The 21,036-nt window shown below is 36.5% G+C and carries 18 protein-coding genes and 2 pseudogenes; 14 read left to right on the forward strand and 6 right to left on the reverse strand.

Annotated features, from left to right (window positions below; genetic code table 11):
- Positions 1–15 precede the first annotated feature (15 nt).
- The 4 genes from L647_RS0117240 to L647_RS0117255 all read left to right on the forward strand — a co-directional run bounded on the left by L647_RS0117240 (position 16) and on the right by L647_RS0117255 (position 7,508).
- Positions 16–978, forward strand: a complete 963-nt coding sequence (locus L647_RS0117240) for a transcriptional regulator (RefSeq protein ID WP_024612152.1) — start codon at positions 16–18, stop codon at positions 976–978.
- A gap of 424 nt (positions 979–1,402) precedes the next feature.
- The gene (locus L647_RS0117245; RefSeq protein WP_024612153.1) at positions 1,403–4,549 is read left to right on the forward strand and encodes a DEAD/DEAH box helicase; all 3,147 of its coding nucleotides are present in this window, start codon (positions 1,403–1,405) and stop codon (positions 4,547–4,549) included.
- Positions 4,550–5,799: 1,250 nt separating this feature from the next.
- Positions 5,800–7,266, forward strand: coding sequence for a DNA recombination protein RmuC (rmuC, locus tag L647_RS0117250; protein WP_024612154.1), 1,467 nt, complete (start codon positions 5,800–5,802; stop codon positions 7,264–7,266).
- Between the two features lie 50 nt (positions 7,267–7,316).
- Positions 7,317–7,508 carry a DUF3185 family protein gene (locus tag L647_RS0117255; RefSeq protein WP_024612155.1) on the forward strand — a complete coding sequence of 64 codons (192 nt, stop codon included), beginning with the start codon at positions 7,317–7,319 and terminating at the stop codon, positions 7,506–7,508.
- Between the two features lie 6 nt (positions 7,509–7,514).
- On the opposite strand, the gene L647_RS0117260 is transcribed toward L647_RS0117255, so the two are convergent.
- A complete protein-coding gene (locus tag L647_RS0117260; RefSeq protein ID WP_024612156.1) occupies positions 7,515–7,895 on the reverse strand; it encodes a hypothetical protein in 381 nt (126 codons plus the stop codon).
- 61 nt (positions 7,896–7,956) lie between these two features.
- Positions 7,957–8,361, reverse strand: coding sequence for a MerR family transcriptional regulator (locus tag L647_RS0117265; protein WP_024612157.1), 405 nt, complete (start codon positions 8,359–8,361; stop codon positions 7,957–7,959).
- 100 nt (positions 8,362–8,461) lie between these two features.
- Between L647_RS0117265 and L647_RS0117270 the strand changes: the two genes are divergently transcribed.
- The 3 genes and pseudogenes from L647_RS0117270 (at position 8,462) to L647_RS01000000124495 (ending at position 11,055) form a co-directional block, all read left to right on the forward strand.
- Entirely contained in the window at positions 8,462–9,700 is a 1,239-nt protein-coding gene (locus L647_RS0117270; protein ID WP_024612158.1) for an NADH:flavin oxidoreductase/NADH oxidase family protein, read from the forward strand.
- A 336-nt stretch (positions 9,701–10,036) separates the two neighbouring features.
- Positions 10,037–10,348, forward strand: a complete 312-nt coding sequence (locus L647_RS0117275) for an EthD family reductase (protein ID WP_024612159.1) — start codon at positions 10,037–10,039, stop codon at positions 10,346–10,348.
- A gap of 27 nt (positions 10,349–10,375) precedes the next feature.
- A pseudogene (locus L647_RS01000000124495) lies at positions 10,376–11,055 on the forward strand (haloacid dehalogenase type II).
- A gap of 97 nt (positions 11,056–11,152) precedes the next feature.
- Here L647_RS01000000124495 and L647_RS0117285 read toward each other — a convergent pair.
- The gene (locus tag L647_RS0117285; protein ID WP_024612160.1) at positions 11,153–12,028 is read right to left on the reverse strand and encodes a LysR family transcriptional regulator; all 876 of its coding nucleotides are present in this window, start codon (positions 12,026–12,028) and stop codon (positions 11,153–11,155) included.
- Positions 12,029–12,154: 126 nt separating this feature from the next.
- Here L647_RS0117285 and L647_RS0117290 point away from each other — a divergent pair, with 126 nt between their 5' ends.
- Entirely contained in the window at positions 12,155–12,655 is a 501-nt protein-coding gene (locus L647_RS0117290) for a lactoylglutathione lyase family protein (RefSeq protein ID WP_024612161.1), read from the forward strand.
- 94 nt (positions 12,656–12,749) lie between these two features.
- On the opposite strand, the gene L647_RS1000000125910 is transcribed toward L647_RS0117290, so the two are convergent.
- Together L647_RS1000000125910 and L647_RS0117305 are read right to left on the reverse strand one after the other, a co-directional pair.
- Complete coding sequence (locus tag L647_RS1000000125910) at positions 12,750–15,050, reverse strand: DUF1566 domain-containing protein (RefSeq protein WP_024612162.1); 2,301 nt, start codon at positions 15,048–15,050, stop codon at positions 12,750–12,752.
- A gap of 175 nt (positions 15,051–15,225) precedes the next feature.
- The gene (locus L647_RS0117305; protein ID WP_024612163.1) at positions 15,226–15,552 is read right to left on the reverse strand and encodes a hypothetical protein; all 327 of its coding nucleotides are present in this window, start codon (positions 15,550–15,552) and stop codon (positions 15,226–15,228) included.
- Positions 15,553–16,289: 737 nt separating this feature from the next.
- Here L647_RS0117305 and L647_RS0117310 point away from each other — a divergent pair.
- The 4 genes from L647_RS0117310 (at position 16,290) to L647_RS0117325 (ending at position 18,580) form a co-directional block, all read left to right on the forward strand.
- Positions 16,290–16,811 carry an SMI1/KNR4 family protein gene (locus tag L647_RS0117310; RefSeq protein WP_024612164.1) on the forward strand — a complete coding sequence of 174 codons (522 nt, stop codon included), beginning with the start codon at positions 16,290–16,292 and terminating at the stop codon, positions 16,809–16,811.
- Between the two features lie 269 nt (positions 16,812–17,080).
- Positions 17,081–17,356: a hypothetical protein gene (locus L647_RS0117315; RefSeq protein WP_024612165.1), complete on the forward strand. Its 276-nt coding sequence runs from the start codon at positions 17,081–17,083 to the stop codon at positions 17,354–17,356.
- Positions 17,357–17,606: 250 nt separating this feature from the next.
- Entirely contained in the window at positions 17,607–18,065 is a 459-nt protein-coding gene (locus L647_RS0117320; RefSeq protein WP_024612166.1) for a GNAT family N-acetyltransferase, read from the forward strand.
- Between the two features lie 107 nt (positions 18,066–18,172).
- Positions 18,173–18,580 carry a hypothetical protein gene (locus tag L647_RS0117325; protein ID WP_024612167.1) on the forward strand — a complete coding sequence of 136 codons (408 nt, stop codon included), beginning with the start codon at positions 18,173–18,175 and terminating at the stop codon, positions 18,578–18,580.
- Positions 18,581–18,612: 32 nt separating this feature from the next.
- Here the strand turns inward: L647_RS0117325 and L647_RS1000000126515 are convergent.
- Positions 18,613–18,917 (reverse strand): annotated as a pseudogene (locus L647_RS1000000126515) (IS110 family transposase); the annotation flags it as partial.
- Positions 18,918–19,302: 385 nt separating this feature from the next.
- Here L647_RS1000000126515 and L647_RS0117330 point away from each other — a divergent pair.
- Entirely contained in the window at positions 19,303–19,926 is a 624-nt protein-coding gene (locus L647_RS0117330) for a fused MFS/spermidine synthase (protein WP_024612168.1), read from the forward strand.
- On the forward strand, positions 19,919–20,803 hold the full coding sequence (locus L647_RS0117335; RefSeq protein WP_024612169.1) for a fused MFS/spermidine synthase: 885 nt from the start codon (positions 19,919–19,921) through the stop codon (positions 20,801–20,803). Before L647_RS0117330 ends, L647_RS0117335 begins: the two co-directional genes overlap by 8 nt.
- The last annotated feature ends 233 nt before the right edge of the window (positions 20,804–21,036 follow it).

Consider the following 21,036-nt stretch of genomic DNA (forward strand, 5'->3'; position numbering starts at 1 on the left):
GGATGTTAAATAAAAATGGCTAAAAAACGTAAAAACGACACCCGCTTAGATCCCTTTGCAACAGCCGTAGGCAGTAGCAGCCTAGATGCCCTCTTAGAACAAGCCAATGCTGGCGATGTAATAAGAATGCCAGCACCAAGCGATCAATCTCGCGAAATAACACTTGTGTGTAAAGTTATATCGCATAAAGACATAGAATCAACTACCGGTGTTTATGGTAAAAACCGTCGTGTACAGGCGCTTTTAAACGAGAAGTCTGTATCTGATATATTGCCAGCAATTGCGCATGATGGTCGTAATCAGCATCCCGCTCTACTTTGGGACCAAGGAGATACAAGCTTAGTTTTAGCTGGTTCTCGTCGTCGTATGGCGTGTATTTTAGGTAACGCTGATTACTTGGTGCTTAGCTCTAGTGATTTTACAGATCAAGACGCTAAAATTTTAGCAGTCTCGTCAGATCAATACATTGCTCCAAGCTTATGGGAGCTAGGACAAGCTTATCAGCAAACTAAAAATGATCTGATTGAACAAGGAAAAAAAGGTTCATACAGAGAAATTGCTTCAATAGAAGGGGTTTCACATACCGCAGTTGCCGACGCGATAAAAGCGTATGAGCAAATTCCTGCAAATGTAATAGCACTTTACCCAACCGCTAATCACGTAGGCAGAGAAGTCGCTAAAAAGCTTGTAAGTGCAAAGGAGCGTGATCCTAAGAGCTTTAATCAACTCGTAGCTGACCTAGCTAGTAATGTTGAGATAAATGCTATTGAAGCTGACGACAAGCGCGCAATGGCTATTACTAAATGTTTAACGGCTGAACCTCAAACAGCCTCAAAACGAGAAGCTGTACTAGAAAATAACTTTGTTTCAGTTCAACGCAATCTTAAAAGCGGTGATGTTTCGGTTAAAATAGACAATAAAGTTATGACAGACAAGCGCTTAGAGCAACTTACTAAGTTATTAAGTGCATTTAATTAGTTAGTATAATAATGATCTATTTAACTCCCTGTGTTAGTTAAATACTGATCTTATTAAGTTTTAAGTTAGTAAAAACTTGATCTTTAACGCCGTATATTTCGCTAAATTGGCCAAATTAATACCAAAGGATCATGTTTTTACTAACTGACCTCTCTTTTTTAATCATATATCTTCATTTTTAATATTTGTTAGTAAAAATCTGATCTGTGAAGTTCTTAGTAATGCTAATAAACCTTCTGTTAATTTACCTTTATTATTTTAGTCGAACTTAACTTAGTAAAATTTTGGTTTACATTGCCACAAACCGCTTTTTTACTAACCTATCAGCTCCAACCAGTTTATATAGTGTTAATATTGCTTTAGCTCAGAGCACATAAGGCATATACTGGCAGAATTATTTTTAAAAACTAATCCTTAGAGTGACATGTCTGCTAACTTATCAAAAAATGATTTACTCGCTATTTTTGAAGAAATTAAAAATGAGCAGGCTACCCAGTTTCCTCTTTCTGAACGTTTTATTAAAAAGCTATTTAGGCCCAATGTTCTTGCTAAAGCCAAAGAGTATTATAAAAACGGCAAAATCACTTGGTTAGAACATACTCCCAATTTTTCGGTGGTCGACTCAACTGTCTTAGGTGATAACGGCACCCCGTTTAACCAACGTATTGAGATCATAAAATTACCAACTGGTTATTCGGTTGATACACACTGTACGTGTAATATAAAAACTAAATGCCGCCACTTAGCTGCTATTTTATTAAAATTAAAAATAGAGCACTCAGGTGAATACGGTGAAGACTACTTTATTAATGACTGGTTTAGCGAATTAAGTGCTCTTAAAAGCGCAGAAGAAAACGTACCATCTCAAGTATTATTGTTTGTATTAGATATTGAAAATAATAAAGTATTTTTATCTCCTAAATTAGCCAACCACGACAAAAATCAAAATTACACGTTAGGTCGTAACCTTACAGATCAACAACTCAACAGCTTTATAACGCCAAGCGATTTACTCGAAAGCGATTTTAGGCTGTACAGTTGGATCCGTTCTCAAAATGCTGTGGGTAGTCTCGAACTTAAAGGTCAGTGGGGCTTTAATGCTTTACAGCAATTAATAGCCACAGAGCGACTATTTTTGCAACGTTCTCGTGTCGCAATAAAACCACAAAGTGGTCAGGCTCTGAGTTTTAACTGGAAGCAAGAAAAAGACGTGACCCAGTTAGGTATTAATCTAGATCAAAGTAAAAACTGGGCGTTAATAAAAACAACCCCACCTACTTACCTAGACCTAGATCACTTAAAAATTGGTCGTATACGTACACCATTAAGTGCAGACGAAATATCGCATTTACAAACCATGCCTGCTTTACACGATACTAATTTTGATCGAATTTATAAACAGCTTGCTGATAACTTTGGTGCGGGAGTTATTCCTCACCCTACCAACTCTAAAACAACGTTACCAAAAGCAGCAAGTAATGCAGTTTTAAAAGTAACGATGGAAGAACGTGGTTTAACACTGTCGTTATTATTTAAGTATAAAAATAAAAATTATTTAGCTGGTTCTGCACCTGAAAATCTAATTAATAATGCGTTCGAGAATACCGTTACTAATGAGTTAGTAAATTTAGGTTTTGAGTTTTGTAAAGGGGGTTTACAAAGTGAGTTTATATTTACTAAGCAATCGCCTATTCATTTACATTGGTTAATTTACGAGTTATTCCCAAGCTTTAAAGAACGTGGCTGGAAAGTCAGTGTAACCAAAGTAAATGTTGCTAACCCACAAAGTGAAGTAACACTAAATGTTAACAGAGCTATTGGGCACCAAATGCACTGTAAAGTGCTACTGCATGATGCCAAAGCAGCGTTACTGTTTAACAATGACGACTTAGCTTATCAATCGTTAAACCGTCAAAGTGAGTTGTTTCACTATTACCCAGTTGGTCGTCAATTTGGTGTTATTAATAAATCGGCTATAAATTTACTTAACGAATTTAAGCAACGTTTTGAATTTGTAAAAACCCGAGATGAATTTAATATTCCGCTCTCGTATTTACCTCAATTAGTTAAACATACTGAAATTAATGTAGAGTTGCATGACGACACACTAGAGAGTTATTTAGAAGAATTAAATAATTCAGATAGTACAATGCCCACTGTATCGCTACATGGCTTGAATGACTCAGTTGTACTACGTGAATACCAACAACAAGGCGTAGATTGGTTAAGCTTTTTAAAGCGCCATAAATTAGGTGGTATTTTAGCGGACGACATGGGGTTAGGTAAAACACTGCAAGTTATTGCATTTTTGACTAGCACGTATAATCGCCCTCAAGCGGGTCCTACACTTATTGTATGCCCTACAAGTTTGGTTAGTAATTGGGAAAACGAAATTACTAAATTTGCGAAAGGTTTAAAAGTAACGACTATTTTTGGATCGAATCGTAACGAACCGCTGCAGCATTTAGCACAATCGCAATGTATATTAACAACCTATCCATTACTAAAACGTGATATTGCTTATTATTCGCCGCTGTATTTCGAAAATATAATTTTGGATGAAGCGCAATATATTAAAAACGATACAGCACAAGTATCGCGTTTAGTTAAACGCCTTAATGCCGACTTTAAATTATGCTTAAGTGGTACGCCAATCGAGAATAATTTATTTGAGCTTAAGTCGTTACTTGATTTTGCAATGCCATCGTTACTTGGTTCTCAGGCGCATTTTAAACAGCATTTTCAAACTCCTATCGAACGTGATGCAGACATGGAACGCGCTGAGCAACTAAAAGCGTTAATAATGCCGTTTATATTACGCCGTACTAAAGCACAAGTAGCGCAAGAACTGCCTGAAAAAACCGAGCTAACTAAAGAGTTTGAATTTGAGCCTAAACAAAAAGAGATGTACGAAGGGATCACGCGCTCACTAGAAGAAAAATTGACTGATTTGTTTGCTGAACAAGGTGTGCAAAAAAGTAAGCTTGCTTTTCTTGAGGCGTTATTAAAGTTAAGGCAGATTTGTTGTCATCCAAAATTAATTGAACCAGATACGCATGCTGGATCTGCAAAGCTTGAATGGCTCGCAACTCATTTACCACTTATGTTAAGTCTGGGTCGTAAAGTTATTATATTCAGTCAGTTTACATCGGCGCTTGATTTAATAGCCCAACGCCTTGCTGAAATAAATATAGACTTTAGTTTGCTCACAGGGCAAACACGTCATCGCGATAAAGTAATTGACGAATTTACTAGCGGTAAAACATCGGTATTTTTAATTAGCTTAAAGGCGGGCGGCACTGGTCTTAACCTTACGCAAGCCGACACTGTTATACATTTTGATCCGTGGTGGAACCCTGCTGTAGAAAAACAAGCTACTGATAGAGCTTATCGTATCGGGCAAACCAACCCTGTATTTGTATATAAGCTAATAATGAGTAATTCAATAGAGCAAAAAGTGTTTAAAATGCAAGAGGACAAACAAGCACTCGTAGATGCATTATTTACCGATAAATCAATGAGCTTTACTAAATTTGACGAGCAACAAATGCTTTCGCTCATTAAAAATTAAATTAGTTTAAAAAAGTTTTTATTTTTTTGAACTTAATTAAAAATAGGTCGTCTACTACTATGCTTGTTGATTAATTGCAGTTAATTCAAGCATCATGTTGATTTCCCCCATTTAGTTACTAATTTTAGTAATGATTAAGCCAGTTTATTTTAAACTGGCTTTTTTTATGCCTAAAACTTAGCACTAAAATATTATTTAAATAGTTTCGAATTTATTATGAACTTAATCAAAAATAGGTCGTCTACTATTATGCTTGTTGATTAATTGCAGTTAATTCAAGCATCATGTTGATTTCCCCATTTAGTTACTAATTTTAGTAATGATTAAGCCAGTTTATTTTAAACTGGCTTTTTTTATGCCTAAAATTTAGCACTAAAATATTATTTAAATAGTTTCGAATTTATTATGAACTTAATTAAAAATAGGTCGTCTACTATTATGCTTGTTGATTAATTGCAGTTAATTCAAGCATCATATTGATTTCCCCATTTAGTTACTAATTTTAGTAATGATTGAGCCAGTTTATTTTAAACTGGCTTTTTTTATGCCTAAAATTCACCGTTAAATTATTTTTTGAATTATTTGAACTAAATTAAAAACAAACCGTCTACTATTATGCTTGTTGATTAATTGCAGTTAATACAAGCTTCATGTTGATTTCCCCCATTTGGTTACTAATTTTAGTAATGATTGAGCCAGTTTATTTTAAACTGGCTTTTTTTATGTCTAAAATTTACCGCTAAAATATTATTTAAATAATTTCGAATTTATTATGAACTTAATTGAAAAGAGACCGTCTACTATTATGCTTGTGATTAATTGCAGTTAATTCAAGTTTCATATTGATTTCCCCCCAATTTGATTACTATTTTTAGTAATAATTAAGCCAGTTTATTTTAAACTGGCTTTTTTTATGCACAAAATTTATATCCATATCAAACACAATCCAAGTAAATTTACTTTATTTAACGTTATAAAATTATTTTGAATTAATTATCTCGTTTGCCGGTCTACTGTAGTGCCTGTTGTATACAACTTCGCATAATAATTTAATTTATTTTGTGAACGGGTATTTAAGTTGCAGCTTACTCAGGCACATGTTGATTTTCCCTTTGATTACTTAATTTAGTAATATTTAACCAGCTTATTTTGAGCTGGTTTTTTTATGCCTGTAATTTCTGTGCTCCCCTACTTCTATTGGTTGTTATTGGTTATGATGTCATGTCTCTAAATTTTATAAGTTTATTTTTATGTTCACTCAAATACTCACTAATATAGATTGGTTAAGCGCAGGCTCTGGTATTGCTCTAGGCGTTGTATTTTATGGTGTTGTATCATCGCAGCTTCGCAAAAAATTAAATCAACAAATAAGCGATCAACAACAGCAGCTTTCACTATTAAAAAATCAGTTCGATAATAAACAATCGCAATACACCACGTTGCTTGAAGATCACGAATTACTTGAACATACCCATCAAGAGCAGCGCGATGAAGCGCAGCATTTTAAAACGCGCGTTAGTGAACAAGAAAAACAAAGTATTCAATACAATCAATTTTGGCGTAAGGCTGAAAGTGAACTTACTGCCCTGCGTGAGCAATACAATCAACGCGATGTTGAACTAAATAATATGCGCACCATGCTTGAGCAAAAACAGCAAAACTTTACTGAGCAACTTGCACAAATTGAGCAAAGTAAAAATATGCTCAAAAAAGAATTCGAAAACTTAGCCAACAAAATTTTAGAAGAAAAATCGCAAAGCTTTAAAACGTTAAATCAAGAAAGCATTGAGCAATTATTAAAACCAGTTCAAGGCGAGCTAAAAGGCTTTAGAGAAAAAATGGAGTCGATACACGTTGAAGATATAAAACAACGTACGGCACTTAAAACAGAGTTACTGCATTTGCAGGCTAAAAGCCAAGCTATTACCGATCAGGCCGATAAGCTCAGTAATGCGCTACAAGGGCAAAAGAAAACCCAAGGCAATTGGGGAGAGCTAATGCTCGAAAACGTGTTAGATAGCGCAGGCTTACGTGCAGGCGTTGATTACAAACGCGAAGTGTCGTTTAACACCGAAGAGGGTCGTCTTCGCCCTGATGTAGTTGTGTACTTACCACAAGGTCGCCATTTAGTTATTGACGCTAAAACATCGCTAAACGCTTATACTCGCTACGTAAATGCGGAAAACGAGTTAGATGCTAACCAAGCAATCAAAGAGCATGTAAACGCTGTTACAGCTCGTATAAATGAGCTAGCAAGCAAATCGTACGACCGCTTACCTGGTCTTAACTCGCCAGAGGTTGTGGTTATGTTTGTACCAATAGAGTCGGCTTTTGTTGAGGCGCTTAAATATCAAAGTGATATTTATCAGCAAGCAATTGAAAAAAATATACTCGTTGCTACTCCAACTACGCTGCTTACTAGTTTAAATATTGTTAAACAACTTTGGCGATTTGAAGAGCAAACCAAATACTCAAAAGAGTTGGCAAACCGTGCCGAGCGTTTTTATAACAAACTTAATGGTTTTTTATTAAGTATGGAAGGCGTAGGTAAGCAGCTTGATAAAGCAAAAGAAAGTTACGACAAAGCATTTTCACAGTTATATCGTGGTAAAGGGAACTTGATTAAACAAGCGTCTGAGTTTAAAGAGTTAGGTGTATCGGTACAAAAAGAGTTACCCAGCGAAAGTGTTGAGCGTGCTCAATTAGAATTAGATTAATCCTGATTTATTTTTATTTCGTTTATACAAATTAAACCTTAAGGGTATTTATGAATAATAAGATTATAGGAATTGTTTTAATCGTTATAGGTATTGCACTAATAGTGTGGGGCTATGATGTTTATAGCGCAGCAACGTCGCAATTAAGCCGTGCGTTTAGCGGTGACACGCCAATAGAAGCATGGGCTGGTATTATTGGCGGCGCTGTATGTGTACTCGTTGGTATTAAAAAGTTTAAGTGATCAACATTACATGCACATGGTTATTTTATTTGAACTCATTTTTTGACGCTCTTCTGAAATAGGAGAGCTGTTATAACAGTTGTATTGAACAATTATTTCGTTAGTTTCAATCTTAAAGTGCTTATTTAAATCAAGCGATGCTAAATAAGTTTGTCCTGTTTCAAGTTTTAGGTAATCGTCAGGGAATTTAGGTGCGCGCAGCCTTAAATGTTTTAATCTTGATATTTTTTTTCCCGCCAGATCATAAATATCGAGACATGCGACAGTGTACCTTTCATTTTTAAATATACGCATATGATCTATAAAACATACTTTGTTATATTTATTCGTAAAACTTATCAATAATTCATTTGTTTTAGCATCTTGATCAAGTATTACTTCAATCATTTTATTACCTCTATGTATTTATAAATCATTAGGTTTAATTTGCTCTATAATTTTATGATGATCAAGAATCTGATTGAGCTAATAATTGATGTAAAGTAGTACTTGGCAGGCATTGTCCTTTTGACCAATGGCTATTAAGTAATGTAATTAAAGAACTTAGGCGTTCTGATTTACGTTTAACTTGCACAATGAGCTCATCGGCTTCTTTTTGTTTTTGCTCTAAGCGTTTAATTATTACGGTGTGGTCTAACTCATCGTTTTCGTTACGTAACATAGGAATTTCATCTAGAGAAAACCCCAAGCTTTGTGAGAACTTAATTAGCTGAAGCTTTTCTAGGTTTTGTTGTGAGTATTGTCTATAGCCGTTTGCACTGCGAGTGCTCGGTTTTAGTAAGCCCTTGCTTTCGTAAAAGCGAATTGTACTGGTGGGGGTGTTGGTAAGTTTAGCAAGTTCGCCTATTTTCATAACTAATAATTACTCCACTTTACATAAACTTAGTATATTGACCTTAAAGCTAACTTTAAGGTTATAGTTACTTCAATGTCAATTTAATTAGCTAATAATTATGCATAACCCTGTGTTTACCTCGTTTACCCTACCTAGTGGTTTAGTATTAAAAAATCGTATTGCCAAAGCCGCCATGGAAGAAAACCTAGCACAAGAGGATCAAACGCCTTCTCAAACACTTAAAAATATTTATAGTGCGTGGGCTAAAGGTGGTACCGGACTTATTATTACGGGTAATGTAATGGTTGATCATTTAGCCATGACTGGTCCTGGTGGTCTTGTGCTTGAGCAAAATACTGATATTACTGCATTTGCAGAACTTGCTCGCTTATCAAAACAAAACAACTGCAAAGTGGTTATGCAAATTAATCACCCAGGTAGGCAGGTGTTTAAAAAAATGGGCGGAAAGGTTCTTTCAGCCTCAAGTGTTGCACTTAATATGGGTAAGCACTCGCACTTGTTTGGCGTACCAAAAGCAATGACGCAGAGCGAGATTGATGATGTTATTACCCGCTTTACACAAACAGCACAACAAGCCGAAAAAGCAGGTTTTAATGGAATACAAATACATGCTGCACATGGTTATTTACTAGCTCAGTTTTTATCGCCTCTTACCAATCTGCGTAGCGATAAGTGGGGAGGAAGCTTACAAAACAGAGCGCGTTTATTGCTGGAAATTACTCGCAATATAAAAGCACTTTGTTCGCCTACTTTTTCGGTATCGGTAAAGTTAAACTCTGCAGATTTTCAACGAGGCGGGTTCGAACCAAGTGATGCGCAAGTTGTAGTCGATTTACTTAATGAGCTCAATGTTGATTTTGTAGAGCTTTCAGGTGGCAGCTACGAAGCGCCGGCAATGCAAGGCAAAACCGGCGATGAGCGCACACTAGCCCGCGAGGCATATTTTTTAGAGTTTGCAAAAGTAATTAGCCAGCGTTCTTCAATACCCATAATGACAACTGGCGGCATCAGTCGTTTATCTATTGCAAATAATGTAATTGAAAGTGGAGTTGCTTTAGTAGGAGTCGCTACTGCGCTTGCATATCAGCCCAATTTACCAAATAAATGGCAAAATGAGCCATTGCAATTAGCCGTGTTACCCAATGTTACTTGGCGAGATAAAACCCTTGCTGGGCTTGCTATAATGGCATTGGTTAAAAGGCAAATACGCCGTGTTGGAGAAGGTAAATCGGTAAAAACAAACGCATCCCCTTTATTTACGTTAATAACGGATCAGCTCAGATCGTTAAAGCTAACTAAACGTTACCGCAAGCGTTTTTTGGCTGAGTTAAACTAAATGTGCATTCGGTTATAAAGTTCAAGAAACGATTGTCTAAATTTAATGTAAACCCCCATTACAGCTTATCTTTAGTTTTGCGGTTGAAATACTAATCGCTCGTTCCCATTATATTTTGTAGGTGCTAAGTTTTTAGGCACCTATCTCTATAGTTTTCACATTATTCGAATTTAATTCTTGTAGATTAATGATTCTAATTTTAGACAATTTTAATTGAGAGCTTGATAATTCTTGAGCGATCGTTCAAAGTGATGCGTAGTTATCTTGGTAACTTTTTTATTTACTATTACCTAAGCCTTAACGTGTAAGTATTCTTATTTATACTGGAGAGTCTCAATGATTAAAGTTTCAGTACTTTACCCAAACGCAGCCGATGCTCAATTCGATTTTGACTACTACTGCAATGCACATATTCCGCTTATTGCCGATTTACTAGGTGATGCATTAATTAGTGGCTCCGCAGATGCTGGGCTTGCTGGCGGTACACCAAATGAAGCACCAACTTATATTGCAATGGGGCATCTTGTTTTTGAATCGGTAGAAGTATTTCAAAATTCATTTGCACCGCACGCAGATAAAATTTTGGCAGACCTAGTTAACTTTACAAATACCCAGCCACAAATCCAAATTAGCGAAATTAAGCTATAAATTTAATTTAAAATAACAAGGGCAAACATGGCAACTACACTTGCATTTGACGTATACGGTACGCTAATTAACACCCATGGCGTACTGTCCTTACTCGACGACATGATTGGCGACAACGCCCAAGCATTTTCAAACACATGGCGCGAAAAGCAATTAGAATACTCATTTAGACGTGGGTTAATGCAAAATTATATTCCTTTCTCGCTATGTACCAAACACGCGCTCGACTACGCTTGCTTAGCGCACAAAATCGAACTGAGTGACGAGCAAAAAGCACAGCTGCTAGAGCTTTATAAAACACTTCCTGCGTTCGACGATGTAAAAGCCGGTCTTGAACAATTAAAAGCGAAAGATTACCGTTTGTTTGCATTTTCAAATGGGGCTGCCGATGCGGTTCATACCTTATTAAAAACNCGGCTGGTATTGATGAGCTTTTTGAAGGGGTAGTAAGTGCCGACGATGTTAAAACTTTTAAGCCAAACCCAGGGGTTTATAGTCACTTTTTACGCGAAACAAATTCAACAGGTGCAAATACATGGCTTGTATCAAGTAACCCGTTTGATGTAACCGGTGCTATATCGCATGGCATGCGTGCCGCTTGGATTCAACGCTCAAAAGAATCTATTTTCGATCCGTGGGAAATACAACCAAATACAATCGCAACCGACTTACTTGATTTAAAAGCAAAATTAGAAAGCGTTAACTAATTTTATATCCCCTTTTGCCTATGGTGTAACGTGCCATAGGTGTAAAGGGGGTTTACGCTTTAACTACTTACACCGCGTTTTGTTTATAAACGTATACCTAATTACTAATTCCCGCCTTAATTAACTCAATCACAGTATTCATGCGTTTTGCCAGCGGTCGATTTCGATGATGGCACACATAAATAGATTCACTAACTGGATTTACTAAATGATGCGTTTTAATAAGCTCAGGCTTATTAAATGCTCCTACAGCATGAGCAGGTAATACCGTAAAGCCCAATCCTAAACTTACAGGCTCTAGTATTAAACTAATTTGGTTAGAAAACCCCGCCCGTTTTATTTGGTCAATATGTTCAAACTCACTGTAGTTTTCGCTAAGTAATAATTGCGCGTGGTGTTTTGCGTCGGGATGACCTATAAATCCTAAGTTACATAATGTTTGCCACGTTGGCGTTTTAATTGTTGCAGGTGTTACAAGTAATAGCGCCTCTTTACCTATTTTGTGGCTTGTTACTTCGCCAAGCACAGGCGGATGAGTTAAAAAGCCAATGTCGGCGCTATGATTTGCTATTGCTTGTTCCACACTTTCATTAGGCGCAAAACGGTAATCAATAGTCAGCCCTTCATGCTCAGATTGCAGTGTTAGCAACTGGCTATAAAATTTTAAACCACAACTGCCCGGTGATTGAATTTTTATAGATCCCCTATAGGGTGAATCATCTTTTAACTGTTGCTCTAAAAACTGCCAATTTTTAAGAAGTTGACTGCCCTGCTGATATAAATTTTGGCCCTGTGGCGTAAGCGAAAACTGCTTACCGTGGCGCTCAAGTAAGGCGCAGTTAACTTGCTGCTCTAGCTTTTTAATATGCTGACTCACGCCTGATTGCGTCATGTAAAGGCGCTGGGCAGTTTGGGTAAAATGATTTACCTCAACCAAAGTGCAAAATGTGTTTAACCATGTAGGATTTATCATTACAAAGCATACTCAAAATGATGATTAATGATAATTTTACTTAATACTTCCCTGTTCGTAAACTAACTCCATCAACTAGTCATAAGATTAGTCACAAGCTAAGTCACAAGTTAAAGAGGAAGTATTATGAGTCATACATATCCACGTAGTTTTTCGCACATAGGTATTTCGGTTCCCGACGTTGAAAAAGCCGTTGAGTTTTACACTAAGGTTATGGGATGGTACACAATAATGGAACCTACCTTAATTACCGAAGACAAAAGCCCAATTGGCGAAATGTGCACAGAAGTATTTGGCGAAAAATGGGAAAAATTTAAAATAGCGCACCTATCTACAGGCGATCGTATTGGTGTAGAAATCTTTGAATTTAAAAACCAAGAAAACCCAAAAAATAACTTTGAATACTGGAAAACAGGCATCTTTCACTTTTGTGTTCAAGACCCAGATGTAGAAGGCTTAGCGGAGCGTATAGTAGAAGCCGGCGGTAAAAAACGTATGGAAGCACCACGTTATTACTACCCAGGAGAAAAACCATACCGCATGATCTACATGGAAGACCCGTTTGGTAATATTTTAGAAATTTACAGCCACAGCTACGAGCTTATTTACAGCGCTGGCGCTTACTAAGTTTAGGTGAGTTAAATATTAAGTCTAAAAGGTCGCAGTATATTTACTGCGACCTTTTTCGATTAGCTTCACTTTTATATTTAATAAAATAACTTTAACGATCTTTTTTTGGAGGACCTGTTGGCGCTTCATTTGCGCTTATGTATCCATCTTGGTTTTTGTCGAGATGTTTAAAGCGTTGATCCGAAGCCTTAAACTCTGAACGTTCTACTTTTCCATCATTATTCTTATCAAATCGTTTAATAAAATTACTGTTTTTATTCGCTGGTGTTGCTTGAGATTTTTGAGAGTTGTTTGTTTGGGTTAAGCTAATATCAGCGTATTCACTTTTACTCTCTAACAAGGTTCCTGTTGCTACATCAACTACGCCGCCTCTTACCATACGAACATAATTATTCACTCGAATTAAATCGCCTTGCGGACCTCTCGATGTAGGTTCTCCTACTTTAGGATCGCTGCGTTGAGAGCCCGCGCCGTGCACATCAAGTGTTATACCGCGCATTTCACCCAAAGCTTTACCAAAGGCAATATATACCGCGCCCTCTTCTGGCACCGGACCATCAAGGTGAGTTGTAGAGCTCCAATAGTATGAGTAATCTTTTTCACCGGCCTCATTTATAATTGATGATGTTTCAAAAATAGGATCTATCGCAGCAGAATCAGATGTAGCTGGCGAGCGAGTATAATCAACAATACTTTGCAGCTCTTTGGCATTGGGTAAGCGCCAATCGTTATAACCGCCTAAAGTTGACTGCTCAGCGTATTGCAGTGCTTGTTGCCAATTTAGACCCTTGTTACTGTCGGCTTTTTGCCACGTTAATCCTGTAGCGGTATCTAAAATAGTGCCGTTACTCTTATCAACAAAATCGTTTTTTCCGTAATCAGTGTTTCCTCTAACAAACCTAAAGTACATTTTGTTAGGCTCTTGAGTGCGCGGATTATATTTTGGGTAGCCTTTAATGCGGCCATCAACAAAATTTACGCCAAAAACAGTGTCATCGCTTTTCATGGTCTTAGCAACGTATTCGGTGCTTGACCACGTTTGCGCGTCTATTTCTCGCTCCCCTGCACTTGTGTTACCAATAGGCTGATTAAAGTAATTGGTGTCTATAAAAGGATAAAGCGCTTTATCTCCTTTCACGCTGCCAGAAAATTCAATTAAAGAATAAAGCTCTTTAATAGTCGGTATTCGCCAGTCGCTGAAGCCACCTAATTTTACACTATTAACTTTTTTTAGTGCTTCTTCAAAAGACAGTTTACTACCCATCTCTTGTTGCCAGGTTAATCCCGTTACATTATCGGTAACTGCGCCGTTATGATTATCAGTGTACGAAGGCGGATTAATAATGTAATTCGCATCTTGACCAAAAAAAGCATCGTCGCTTTGCGGTAATTCAATAACGTCATTGTTGCTATAAGCAACTCTTTGGTTAGTATCAACAATGGTATAGTTGTTTGCTACTTTAGGAGAAGTAGTTTGAGGCGTATTTTTTAGCTCCATTAAATCTTCACCAAAAATTACATTGCCGCTGTAATTTTTTTGAATTTCTTTCATGCTTGCTACGGTATCAACAACCGTTGAATTAAAATGGGTGTATACCAAATTTTTAACGTTCGCTTTATTAGCCATAGAGCTTGAGTCAGCTAGGTTTAGATGCGCATTTCCTTTGGGCTTTTTATTTTCTCGACTTTGAGACGACTTATTGCCGCTTTTATTTTTACGGCGTCCGTCTTTCATTATCATGCCGCCCGAATCAATGATCATATAATCGGCATTTTTAGCAAATGTAGGTAGTTTGTCAGAATAAGTAAGGTCACCAGTAATAACGATAGACTGCCCTTTATAATCAAATCGGTAGGCAATAGTATAAATTGTATGGGGTACTTTGAGTGTAGTCACAACAATATCGTCTATTTTAAACGACTCACCACCCTTTAAATCTTTTACTTCAAACGCATTTTTACGCTCATCAAGTGTGCGGTTTGTTTTGCTTAAACGATATGAAATGTCTTCGTTGTATAGCTCTAAATTTAACTCTGTGAGCTTAACGGTATTAGGCGGACCCATAATAGTGAAGTTATCCTGACCTAAAAGAGAGCCAATAAACATAGGAACAAATTCTTCGTTATGATCAAGATGATGATGGGTTAAAAATAGTGCTGATATATTTTTAGCATTAAAGCCTAATTTATTTAAGTTGGCTTGCGTGCCGTTTCCCATATCAACCAAAATATGTGTGTCACCTAGCGAAATTAACGTGCTTGCACTCGCTCGGTTCTCATTATAAATGGGTGAACCTGACCCAATAATAGTAGCCGTTAATTGCTCTGCAGCATTGGCTACAGTCAATAACTCGCAACCTAATATTATTAGCGCAACGATAAGTTTTTTCATAGTAAACATGACCTTTTATCGAGATATAATGACCTTGTATATTGCGCACTATACAAATCTATTTGAGTATATTCATAGAATTTACAATACTTTACCCATGTTATGAGGAGCTATCGAAACACTTAATTAGAGTGCTTAATAAACAATGTCGCAAAGGTTAGGATGGATTTTAGGGTTATTTACCTTGATAAATATAAGCTAAATAAACAGTGGCTGTAAGATAGCCTAAAGATAAGCAACTATTTAAACCCCAAACGCAGTACCAAAACTTACCTGAGAAATAACTACTGGTACGCAATTTTTTATTTATTAATGCTAATGAAGATGGGATTTGTAATAAGGCGGAAAATCCAAGCAGCGGTGCAAAAAAAAACATTAAAACTAAGCCTGATGCACTCGTAGCTGGTCCGCTACTTTGTGATGTTATTGGCGCTAACGTCCAATATAACAAAGTAAATGCGGCAAGTGAGCAGATTAAACCTAAAAGTTGAATTGAACGCATATTATCCTGTGCATATTAAGAGATCTGCTTGCTTAAATTTATACCTTTTTTAACAAATTACTTAAGCGATTACTATCACTAAGTTATTTAAAATTTTAGAACAGTGACAGGTTTATTTTTTATGCGTGCAATAGGGGTTTAGTAGTAATAGAGACTTACTTTAATGGGTGGTGTGCGAGTGACGGCATAAAAATAGATGAACGCTTAACCAAAAAGTAAATTTAGTGGCATCGTTTTATTTGTAGATAAGGGGCGTGAGCAGGACGCGGAAGCATTGTTCTACTTTTACCGAGCTCACTAGATTATAAACCCTAGATGAGTTAAAAAAAGTTCAACCTCATTACCTCCATTGTTGGTTGCTTCATAGAGTTAAAACGAATAAACGAAGCTACCCACTATAAATACGTTTTAATGGCACTTTTAACATAACGTTTTAGGTACATTTGTTCGTCAATCATAGTTAGAAAAGGTGATTTCATGATATGAACCTCTAACAAGTAATGGCTGTGTGTATAGGCAGGCTTGTTAGAGGTTCAATATTATTACTCTGCGCCTTTTTAGCGCACTTCCGCACTAATAAAAAGATTTTAAGTTAACTAAACGTTTACAGATATTTATTCGGTGGTTAAGATAAATGCATTGTAATATATGGACATTTATCGCTTTATAAAACGATAAATGTCGTAGAAAAAATTGTTATCGAGCAGTCTTACTCATAATTAGAAGGGAAGCAATTTATGAAAATTGAGCAAATTTGGAGCGAGTTAGAGGTATTCTTAAAGGATAATGCAAAAGGAGTGTTAGATACTTTGAACCCTCCTGTATCAGATAAAGAACTAGAGATTTTCGAACAAAAAATAGGTGGTAAACTACCCGAAGATTTTAAAAGCTATTTAAAAGTTCACAATGGGCAAACTGAAACCTCGCATAGAAATGTACTATGTGAGGAAGGTCAGCTGTATTCAATTGAATCAATGATGAAGTGGTACGAAGCGACTAATAATTTCAATTTATCTGAAAAAGGTGGACTAATAAATGGCTGGTCAGCTTTACTCGTGCCATTTGCAGATGGAAATGGGGGGGATTATCTTTGCATTGACATTTCTACGGGAAAGATAATTAAATATTGGGGTGATGATCTTGAATGTGAAGAGGTATTTGAAAATTTCAGTGTTTGGTTTCAATCAAAGTTGACCGTCTTTCAGCAAAAAGAGTTTGGTGTGGATGAAGGGTTCTTAGATTTTTGGGAATATCTATAAAAGCTCTTAACAAGCTGTTAAACAATGCCTGAAAACAGCGGGCTGTTCGCTTTACTCCATTTCAGCTAACTATTTTTTGCCTCTTTTTGAGGCGTTGAGGCTGTAGAATTACTCTTTTTTAAGAAAATCAGCCTGTTTTATGGAGTTCAAATGCATTACCTAATGCTTTAACAACGCTTAGAATTAATTGCATGAGCTCGTTTTTTAATTGAATTTGGTTGTTGGAGTTATTCTACAGTTTCGTTATATACCAAAAGGATTATCTAGCATTGGCGATATGGATTAGAAGAGTTGTTGATGATAAATCAGAAAATGTTCTAAAATTGGCAGAAGATATTTGGGACATTAAATCTCAATTTACTATTTTCGAAAAGTGGCTTAAAGATGCCCCTGCAATTCTTGCTACAGGCGAAGGTTGGATCGCAGATTTTGGTTTTTCTGTAAGGGAAGATGCTTGTGGAGGTGGACCTATAATTTCTTTAGAATTAATGGAAATATGTTTAAAGCACAAAATAACCATTTTCCTTTCAGAGTATTCCGATTAAATTGGTATATAACAAGAAATTTTACTGGAATAAAAACGGCAGACATCGCTACGCGATTATAGCCCGCCGCTTTTATCCAGTTAATTAGGCGTTGAGGTTGTAGAATTACTCTTTTTTAAGAAAAACAGCCAGTTTTATGGAGTTCAAATGCATTACCTAATGCCTTAACAACGCTTAGAATTAATTGCAGGAGCTCGTTTTTTAATTGAATTTGGCTGTTAGAGTTATTCTACAGCCTCGTTAGGTGAATATGCGTTTAAATGAACCTTCTGATGCAAATTTTATTGAAATCATGTCTTGGTTTTCGACCGAGGAAGAATTAAGTATTTGGTCTGGACCTGGTTTTAGATATCCATTTGATTTAAGTTCTTTTAAGAGCGACTTAAAACTTGATTCACTAAAGTCATTCTCTCTAGTTTCGGTTGAAGGAGATTTATTGGCATTTGGGCAATATTATTTAAGACTTGATAAGTGTCATCTTGGTCGATTAATTGTTAACCCTAATTTTCGCGGGCAAGGTATCGCTTCCCACTTAATACAAAAGTTGGGTGTTCTGGGTAAAACAGAGTTAAAAACTGATTCATGCTCACTGTTTGTATTAGGGCATAATAAAAGTGCAATTCAAGCTTATACAAAACTTGGTTTTTCTATGGCTGATTATCCGGAAGAAATTCCACTGGAAAACTGTTTCTATATGGTACAAGTATAAATTCACCATACAAGCCAATTAAGCAGGACTAAAAACAGTTTGCTGTTTCGTTCCTCAACATTTTAGCAAACAATTTTTAGCCCCTTATTGGAGCGTTAGTATTCAATATGAAGTATCGAGTAGTCGTCAAAAGCATTAGTCCATGTAGTTGCGAAAATGAGGGTGAAGCTGAAGTTTATTTTCCCGATTTTGACCTTACCATTGTTTGCTATTTTATTGGCAATGTTGATTGGTTTAAAAATTGCTTTCCCCTTAACGAATTGAAAGACGCCAATTTAAGGTATTGGCACGCTGACTGGCAGTTGACCGATAAAAATAACAAATCCTTATCAAAAAGTGTTGTTGGTACTTACGAAGGTTTCGAGCTTGACGAAGACAATGATAAATTATTTATGGTTAATTCGTTGCTCCCAATAATATCGGACAACGAATTGGGTAATTATCAACTAGACGTTCCCAACGGAAGTTGGGTGGAATCATCTGGGCAATTTGTTATCGAGGAAGTTGAATGCTAACAACACGCCCTGAGGTGGACGACTAGTAAAATTTAGCTATTAACTGCAAATTTTAAAAGTGGTGAGCCTCTGTGTTTTAAGGCAGCTAAATACGTCGATTCATCGTAGGGTGTATTCGTTTTCCAACACCTAAATACAATCCTTATCCATTTAAATGCCAGTGATCTAATAATGCTGTTATGCGGCTTACCCTTGGCTTTTTGTTGCTCATAATACGCTTTAGCCCAAAACGAATAACGAATAGAAAAGCCTGCCCATTCTACAAATGGTTGCCTTAAAAAGTGGGGTAACTATAACGCCAATGAGTCCACATTTTTTGATCATTGCGCTCAATAACAGTCCTTTAGGTTTATACATTATAGTCTCCAATGCTCGGTTATCGTTCAAAGCGAAATATCACTTAAGTATAAAAGTTTTTAAGTTGTATCACTAAATACATAAGCCATTAAAAAATACAAATCGCTGATGAGTAGCCCAACATAATTGTGCTTTTTATTAAGTAGCGATGCCATTAAACCCTATATTACTAGTCACTTTTAGCCTGCGCTATGTGTTTATCCACAGAAAATTTAATTTATTGCAGAGTTACTTTGTTACGTGCAGCTAATATTAAACACGGCTAATTTGTTTTTAAAAGGTTGTTACCGAATGATTTTTACACTGGCGGGCATGTTTACATCACGTTAGTATAGAGATCTATTAAGTTACCAAACGATAATTACATGACTTTAAATACAAACGCATTAATTTATTTTTTAGCCTTTTGCAGTGGTTTTTGCATTATGGGAATTGAGCTTTTAGGCGGGCGAATTCTCGCGCCTTTTTTTGGAAGTAGTGTGCACATTTGGGGAAGTATAATAACCGTGTTTATGCTTAGCTTGTCGTTTGGGTATTTACTTGGTGGTAAGTTAAGTACTCAAAATGCGTCGTTAACAAAATATGGTTTAATATTTTTAGTCGCCAGTATTATGGTGGTGCCTATTACATTATTTTCGCAGCCAATAATGGAATTTATATTTACCCATATTGAAGATAGTCGCTATGGCTCGCTTTTAGCTTCAACTGCATTATTTTTCATTCCAACAATTATTTTAGGAATGATTTCACCCTACTCTGTACGTTTACTGGTAACCGAAAGCGAAAAAAGCGGACAGGTAGCGGGAAGACTTTATTTTGTAAGTACGCTTGGTAGCGCACTGGGTACTATTATCACTTCTTTTTACTTTGTACTCGCGTTTGATGTAAACACAATTATTAGCGCCTTTGCTTTAACACTTGGATCGCTCGGCTTGCTAGCTATTGTTATTAACACTTTGGTTAATAAAAAGGAGCTTGCTCATGCTTAAATACTTATTACTGCCGTTAATTGTGCTTTCGAGCTCTGCGTTTAGTGAGGTTGTTCATGAAGAACGCTCGTTATATCGCAATATAATTGTTGAAGAAACGCATGACTTACGCTGCCTTAAGTTTAATTCTAAAAGTACCCAAACCAGTCAAAGCTGTATGTATAAAAACGACCCCGACAAACTCGTTTTTAATTATACCAAGCTGACTTTTGCGAGCCTTTTAGTGATCGAAGATCCTAAAAATGTGCTTATTATAGGGTTAGGTGGCGGTACGCTTTCTAATGTTATTCATGAGCTATACCCTGCTGCGAAAATTCATAACGTAGAAATTGATCCGGCGGTTACTAAGGTGGCACGTGATTACTTTAACTTTATAGAAAACGACGCGGTTACATCAAGTGTGCAAGATGGTCGTATTTTTATAAAACGCGCAGCGATTAAAAAAGAAAAATACGATTGGATTATTTTAGATGCCTTTAATGGTGACTACATACCTGAACATTTACTTACCAAAGAGTTTTTTGAAGAAGTGCAAAGTGTATTAACTGATGGCGGTGTAATTGCGGCTAATACATTTTCGAGCAGCAAATTGTACGAACATGAATCGGCAACCTATCACGCTGTATTTGGCGACTTTATAAACGTAAATCGTGAAAATCGCAGCAATCGTATTATTTTAGCGGGGCTTAAAACGCCGCCTACTAATGAGCAAATAAACGCTCGCGTAACAGCATTAGCACCACGGCTAGTAAAATACGGTATAGACATACAAGCAATAAGTGAGTTTATGGATTTCACTAAAGACGGACAAGATTGGCCAGCTGACACCAAAGTTCTGACAGATCAATATTCGCCAGCTAATTTATTAAACTTTTAAAGCATTTACATAACAACTCTAAGTGAAAGGTTAGTTAGGTGAGCGCGATGTAAAATCGCACCTACGGTTTTGTTGAGTGCGGTGTTTGTTTTGATGTAAGTGAGGTTTTATACCTCGCTTTAGGTAGATTATTACCACCACCAAAAAGTGATTAATTGTGTTCAATCTGCGCCTCGGTGTTTAGTGGTTAAGGTTAGATGAGCGCGATGTAAAATCGCACCTACGGTTTTGTT

The organism is Pseudoalteromonas sp. TB64 (assembly GCF_000498095.1).
Classification (GTDB): domain Bacteria; phylum Pseudomonadota; class Gammaproteobacteria; order Enterobacterales; family Alteromonadaceae; genus Pseudoalteromonas.

Excerpts from the sequence above, each read along its gene's own strand:
- L647_RS0117240 (WP_024612152.1), top strand. The coding sequence starts at position 16 with ATGGCTAAAAAACGTAAAAACGACACCCGCTTAGATCCCTTTGCAACA.
- L647_RS0117285 (WP_024612160.1), bottom strand. The coding sequence starts at position 12,028 with ATGATAAATCCTACATGGTTAAACACATTTTGCACTTTGGTTGAGGTA.
- L647_RS0117265 (WP_024612157.1), bottom strand. The coding sequence starts at position 8,361 with ATGAAAATAGGCGAACTTGCTAAACTTACCAACACCCCCACCAGTACA.
- L647_RS0117245 (WP_024612153.1), top strand. The coding sequence starts at position 1,403 with ATGTCTGCTAACTTATCAAAAAATGATTTACTCGCTATTTTTGAAGAA.
- L647_RS0117335 (WP_024612169.1), top strand. The coding sequence starts at position 19,919 with ATGCTTAAATACTTATTACTGCCGTTAATTGTGCTTTCGAGCTCTGCG.
- L647_RS0117290 (WP_024612161.1), top strand. The coding sequence starts at position 12,155 with ATGAGTCATACATATCCACGTAGTTTTTCGCACATAGGTATTTCGGTT.
- L647_RS0117310 (WP_024612164.1), top strand. The coding sequence starts at position 16,290 with ATGAAAATTGAGCAAATTTGGAGCGAGTTAGAGGTATTCTTAAAGGAT.
- L647_RS0117325 (WP_024612167.1), top strand. The coding sequence starts at position 18,173 with ATGAAGTATCGAGTAGTCGTCAAAAGCATTAGTCCATGTAGTTGCGAA.
- L647_RS0117260 (WP_024612156.1), bottom strand. The coding sequence starts at position 7,895 with ATGATTGAAGTAATACTTGATCAAGATGCTAAAACAAATGAATTATTG.
- L647_RS0117255 (WP_024612155.1), top strand. The coding sequence starts at position 7,317 with ATGAATAATAAGATTATAGGAATTGTTTTAATCGTTATAGGTATTGCA.
- rmuC (WP_024612154.1), top strand. The coding sequence starts at position 5,800 with ATGTTCACTCAAATACTCACTAATATAGATTGGTTAAGCGCAGGCTCT.
- L647_RS0117330 (WP_024612168.1), top strand. The coding sequence starts at position 19,303 with ATGACTTTAAATACAAACGCATTAATTTATTTTTTAGCCTTTTGCAGT.
- L647_RS0117320 (WP_024612166.1), top strand. The coding sequence starts at position 17,607 with ATGCGTTTAAATGAACCTTCTGATGCAAATTTTATTGAAATCATGTCT.
- L647_RS0117270 (WP_024612158.1), top strand. The coding sequence starts at position 8,462 with ATGCATAACCCTGTGTTTACCTCGTTTACCCTACCTAGTGGTTTAGTA.
- L647_RS0117275 (WP_024612159.1), top strand. The coding sequence starts at position 10,037 with ATGATTAAAGTTTCAGTACTTTACCCAAACGCAGCCGATGCTCAATTC.
- L647_RS0117305 (WP_024612163.1), bottom strand. The coding sequence starts at position 15,552 with ATGCGTTCAATTCAACTTTTAGGTTTAATCTGCTCACTTGCCGCATTT.
- L647_RS1000000125910 (WP_024612162.1), bottom strand. The coding sequence starts at position 15,050 with ATGAAAAAACTTATCGTTGCGCTAATAATATTAGGTTGCGAGTTATTG.